3 protein-coding genes are annotated in these 1,796 nt (G+C 70.2%); 1 reads left to right on the forward strand and 2 read right to left on the reverse strand.

The window, feature by feature from the left end:
• Positions 1–52 precede the first annotated feature (52 nt).
• Together ACFWZ5_RS46305 and ACFWZ5_RS46310 are read right to left on the reverse strand one after the other, a co-directional pair.
• On the reverse strand, positions 53–334 hold the full coding sequence (locus ACFWZ5_RS46305; RefSeq protein ID WP_384789028.1) for a hypothetical protein: 282 nt from the start codon (positions 332–334) through the stop codon (positions 53–55).
• 215 nt (positions 335–549) lie between these two features.
• Positions 550–1,020, reverse strand: coding sequence for an SMI1/KNR4 family protein (locus tag ACFWZ5_RS46310; RefSeq protein ID WP_384789031.1), 471 nt, complete (start codon positions 1,018–1,020; stop codon positions 550–552).
• A gap of 316 nt (positions 1,021–1,336) precedes the next feature.
• Here ACFWZ5_RS46310 and ACFWZ5_RS46315 point away from each other — a divergent pair, with 316 nt between their 5' ends.
• Positions 1,337–1,708, forward strand: a complete 372-nt coding sequence (locus tag ACFWZ5_RS46315; RefSeq protein ID WP_384893316.1) for a hypothetical protein — start codon at positions 1,337–1,339, stop codon at positions 1,706–1,708.
• Positions 1,709–1,796: the final 88 nt, after the last annotated feature.

Raw genomic sequence — 1,796 nt, forward strand, 5'->3', positions numbered from 1 at the left:
CGACGGCGCAGCAAGGACAGCGGGTGACCGGTAAAGCGGCCCGAGACGCGGGTCAGAACCTGTGTGAGAACCTCCGGGGCGGTCTACTCGGGGCCCCGAGGAGATCTCGTTCGGTCGCCATCCATGAGTCCCCGAAGGGATGGCGCCCTCGCCAGACGAGGGCTCTGCGCTGGTCGTTGTCCTCATCGGGCAGGCCCCGTAGATGCTCGGCGAGGGCGCAGCGGGCAACAACCTCTGGGTAGTCGTAGTCACTGGCGGTGATGGTCTCGCCTTCCGTGGTCATCCAGGCCGTTCCGCTCAGCCGCTGGATCTCCCAGGTCAGGTGCGTGGTCATGGCGGCATTGTCCCAGGCGGTCGAATCGAGCAAGGGGTTCTCGCACAGCTACTCGACTTGAGTTTTAACCTCATCCGCTGCTTCATCCAAAGGATGAAGCCTGGTCAGTGCGGTGCAGTGTGTTCCTTCTCGGCCTGCGCCAGTTTCGGAACACCGCTGGGACCAGCGCGCACCCATCGGGTGTTCCGAAACTCGGACGCACCACCTGCCGCTGCTTAACTGGCGGGCTGCGTAGCAAGCAGGGCGTCAAGGGTCAGCGAGCCCGCCAGGGCTGCGCTCAGCCACTCCGCCAGATTGAGGCCCTGCAGCCACAACTCACCCTGATGGTTGCACCACATAGGTCCGGCAGGGTCCCGGAAGTCGACCAAGGACCAGATGGTGCACCCCCAGTCGTACACCGGCACCAGGCCGACCGGAACCCGGCCGGACGGATCCGGCCCATACTGATGGATCTCCGCAAGGTCCCGCCAGTCACCCTGCGATGCCCCTCCGCGAACGCCCAGGATGCCTTCGTTCGGCCCGAAACCCCCGTTTGCCACGTCCAGATACAGACGATGCAGCAACGGCGGAAGAGGGAAGCCGATGACCTGCTCCGCTTCCGTGATCGCCTCAGGCGTCGCTGGTGCCGGCAATCCGTGTGTCCTGGCGTAATCCCGGACAGCGTCGATGACCTCATCGTCCGTCACGCAGGCATCTTCTCAGTTCCAGGCCAAGCTGCACTCGGTCGGTTCGAGGCTTCGCAGCACGCACCCGCCCCCCGTCAGAGCCCTCAAGGTTAAAACTCAAGCTCAAGGCGGCGCCATACGACGAAGGCCCGGCCGCTGACGACCGAGGCGGTATGCCACGGTCAGCGCAGGCCGCCGGCGACCCAGACCAGCGAGCCCGGCACGGCCCCGGGCCGGGAAGACGGCGCCACCCGGGCGCAGCACGACAGACGGCCGCGCGACCCACGGCCGCGAGCGTCGGGCGCGAGCAGCCCAACGGCCGGGGTCCGGCGCAGGAATGGCGGCCAAGCAGCGCGCACGGGCAAGGCCGGAGCACGAAGAACGAACCGAACGGCAACGGCTCGTCGACGTCGAGCTCCAGGAGCACGACAGCCAAGGACGCGGGCGAGGCGGCCAGGGAAGCGCGGCGGGCGAGGGCGGCGCGGCCGGGGACAGCGGAGGCCTCCGGTGCCGAGCAGCAGGCCCACGCCCGCGGACGCAGCGGGGCGGCCGCGGGCGGGCGACCGAGGCCGACGAGCACGGAGGCGGCGAGCTCGACCAGGACCTGTACCAGCAGGGCCCGCGGCCCCACTCGGACAGCGCGGCCGGGACATGGGAGCGCGCGGGCCCGGGCCCGGACGTGGCCCGGGGCGCCCCCGGCCGGACATGAGGGCGGAACCCCCCCCCCGGCGCGACACCCGAGGGGCCCCGGCGCCGGGAACGAGAACAGCCCCGGCGGGCGGGCACCCCGCCCCGGG

It is taken from the genome of Streptomyces sp. NPDC059003, assembly GCF_042740445.1.
Lineage (GTDB): Bacteria > Actinomycetota > Actinomycetes > Streptomycetales > Streptomycetaceae > Streptomyces.